General features: G+C 53.3%; 1 protein-coding gene. It reads left to right on the plus strand.

What is annotated here, in order from left to right; translation table 11 throughout:
• Positions 1-1,720: 1,720 nt before the first annotated feature.
• A partial coding sequence (locus Pla100_RS30130) for a hypothetical protein (protein ID WP_146583094.1) occupies positions 1,721-3,680 on the plus strand: 1,960 nt, incomplete at its 3' end.

A 3,680-nucleotide genomic window follows, 5' to 3' on the forward strand; every position in this document is an offset into this window, starting at 1 on the left:
CGTTGTACTTCACCCATCGCGTGATCCTGCTTTGCGTTTGAGTTGGTTGTAGTGAACCGATAAACGTAGCGTTTCACGCGATGGTTTCTACCCTAAAGGCGCGCTTGGTGAATAAGGCGGGTTGAATCTACCTATAGCCGTGAATCGTTTTCGCGACATCGGCATCATTGATAGTCCAAACGTGAAGCTCGCGGACCAAGTCTCAAAGGGCTTCAGCAAAAGCCGCATCGAGAACCCGGAGGTTGTTATGTGATTTCTAGCGATGGGGTCGATTCAAGCTATCTCGCGCGGTCGGTCGAAGAAATTGCTATCCTACGAAGGACGCTTCTTGTGCTCTTCCACTTTTCGAGAACCCGACACCATGATCATCGTTGCTCGCGTTGTCCTGTGTTGGTTTTTGTTTCTGTTTGCTGGTTACGCCCCAATCGTGGCGCAGATCAACCAGGACGGCACGCCTCCTGCAGTTTCAACTTCGCCGTGGTCGACGCCCCTGGGCCTGATGCAGCATACGGCCGACCAGATCAAAACGCCGGTGGATCGAGTGAGGGCGTTGGCGACGCTCGCGGCCACGCTTAAAAATGCTGGGCGAAATGAGATGGCCCAAGCGACGCGGATTCAAATGCGAATGGTGCTAGATCATAGCCAAGCAGCGAAGACCGTTGACTACTCCAGCATGGCCGGCATGTTGTTGGCGCTTTCGACTGATGTGACATCGGAGGAAACTTTGCTCTCGACTCTGATAGGGGATGGGGACTTTGTTTCAGCAATCCGCATTGCCACACGTGTTCGAACGAAAGAACAAAGAATTCCAATGTTGCGGCAAGTGTTCGACGCCGTTATGACACGCGACACCCCAACGTTTGCACGTCAGGCTGCTTTAGAACTACAACGGTCGGGTGCCGGCGACGATGCCTTTTTTGAGATCAGTCAATCGCGTGGAATGAAATTTGAGAAAGGGGAAGCTTTCGAGTTGGTCTCGCTCGTGAAGTCACCGGAATCCAAAATTCAGATGCTGGTCCAATTCGCACTCGCCTGGGCGGAAAGCGGGAATCGATCGGCGGTGGTCGATACCATGCGCCAAGCCCAATCGTTACTGATCGAAATTCACGACGAGGAAACTCGCACTTACCTCGCATACGAGATTGCCTCGATCTTGATGGCAGCCGGTGAGCGTCAAGCGGCGATCGAATTGTTGCAACAGCCTGCGACACCTATCGAGCGAACGCGTGGTTCATTGCTGATAGTTGAAATGCCCCTGAAATCCGGTGAGGTTGATTCAGCGTTTGATTGGGCGAGGCAGATTGAAGTGCCGGCCGACCAAGCAACGGCGTTCATGCGTGTCGCCATTGATTGTTCAAGTTCGGACGACTCGGCGACGCTAAAACTGGCGATTGAGCAAGTTGTCTCGATCTTACCATTCATCCGCGAGAGGAACATCAGATCACTCCTTAGGCATCAAGTGGCCAGGATTCAGTCAGAGATCGGTCGCTCGGATGTCGGACTGGCGTTGCTCGAAGAAGAACGTCAAGAGATAACCCAGTTGACGGAAGCCGCCGCGAGGGCGATCGCCTATTGTGAATTAGCGGTGTCCCAGTCAAGAGTCGGTGCAAGCGACTTGTCTTGCGAGTCGCTGACATCCGCGAACAATGAGCTCCCAAACGTCACGTCGGCCTTTCTGCAAGCGTTCGTCTTGGGACGTATTGCAAGTACCGAGTCTTTGATGAACGATCCCGCCCGATTTCAGTCAGCCCTGGCGGCAGCGCAAGAAGCGACGGACGAGATCGATGATGGTTATAAGCGCGTCATTGTGTTGCAAGACTTGTCAAGGCAACTACGCGCCATCGGACGCACCGCGGAGGCCAAGGATCTGTTCGAAAAGACGCAAAGAGCATTAATAAAATGGCGGTGGAGACCGGAGTTTGTGCATTACTTCGCTCACCGTAGCATCGCCATCGCTTTCAGGACTCTCGGTGAGATCAATCATAGCGAGAGGATGTTGCGAGATCAGCACCCGCCTTATGGGAAACTCGGGCCTGACCGACCTGTCAAGCTGTTTGATGTCACAATTCAATCGACAATGCAAGGCGAAGATCAGGAGACACGCCGAATGCTGCAACAGGCGGTAACCGCCATCCGTGAGATTGAGAACGCTTCACTGCGTTCAAGTATGCTTCATGCGATCGCTGCCGAGTTCATAGCACTCGGCAACACCGCCCGCGGCTCCGCTCTGTTGTCTGAGGCTGTCGCTGCGGCTACAGAAATCGAGTACGAAAGTGAGTTAACCGGCATACTGGCCGCGATCACTGCACAGACTTGTTTGATTCGGGATAATGAGATGGTGTCCCCAATCTTAGATAGCGTTTTGGCAGTTGGGGCGATGCGAAAGAGTCCACTGTTGGAAGCGGCCGTGATGACCCAGGTTGCTTCCGCAAAAATTAGCTACGGCGAACAAGGGCTCGCTCTGGATCTGTTGACCAAGGCTTCGGAAAAGGGAGCAAGCTCATCGGACGCCTTGAACAACGTTGCGCAAGTTCAGTACGAAGCAAAGCAAGGCGAATTATCTACCCAAACACTAAACCAAGCCGTTGAGATAGCTCTAGAACACCCGCCCGGACGCTATCGAGACGCCCTGCTCGCAAGGACGGTAGAGACGCTGGTTCGAGTGGGGCAAAACGAGCAAGCGATCCAACTGGCCCAGCAGATTGACTATGCCGACGCACTCTTGTCTGAGCTCTCGATTGGTCTAGTGCGTAATGGTAAACCAGAGTTAGCGGTGGATGTCGTGTTGGAAATCGAGGGTGCGATTCAAAGAAGGCAAGCACTTGGCTTCGTCGGTTCCCAGCTTGATCGAGCGAAGCATGCGGAACTTGTCGAGAAGGTCGCGACGGCTCTAGAAACATCGGTCGAAAGCGATAAGAATCCGACGTTGGGGCTCAATAGTCCTACCTGTCAGGCTGCAACCGCACTAACTCTCGCTGGACATTATGAACGCGCGCACGAGTTAGTGCGGCGAGTTCGTCCAACTGAAGTCCGAAGGCGCATGATAAACGAAAGCGAAATCGTTCAAGGTGTCATGACTCGCCTAGTCCGCGCGGGTGAATTGAAGGCGGCGCTGAACTTCGTTCTAGCGGCCCCGGAGCGGGCTTATCTTGAGAAAGACCTAACCACTTTCGCTCATCAGCTGGCAGACGTTGGGAAGTTTCATTTGGCAGTGTCGGTGATGGACGAAGTCACCGATCAGACCAACAGAATCTGGGGATTGACCAGGATTTCCGATATCTGTTTTCAGGCGGGAAAAACCGACCAAGCACGCATTGTTGTCCATAAAGTCATAGGGATCGCAAACAGTTCGAAGAAACGTGCTAAGCATTCCGCCTCGCTGAATAATTTGATTGCCAGCCTCCTGAGCGCTCAAGAATTTGATTTAGCACTGGAAGTCAATCGCTTGATCGAAGATCCGCAAGTTCGTACCAATGCGATCTCATCGATCGCACTGGCACTCGCTCAGTCCGGCGATTCAGTGAAAGCTCACAAATTGATTGCGGAGCTGCTAAACCCGCATTATTCACCAAGGACGAAATCGGTTCTGCGTTTTGAGGTTTGGCCATTGCGAAACGCAGCGAAGCGGATTGCGAGTCTGATTTTGACCGACCGCGCACAACGCCCCCCTCCCCCAGAAT

Source organism: Neorhodopirellula pilleata, from assembly GCF_007859915.1.
Lineage (GTDB): Bacteria > Planctomycetota > Planctomycetia > Pirellulales > Pirellulaceae > Rhodopirellula > Rhodopirellula pilleata.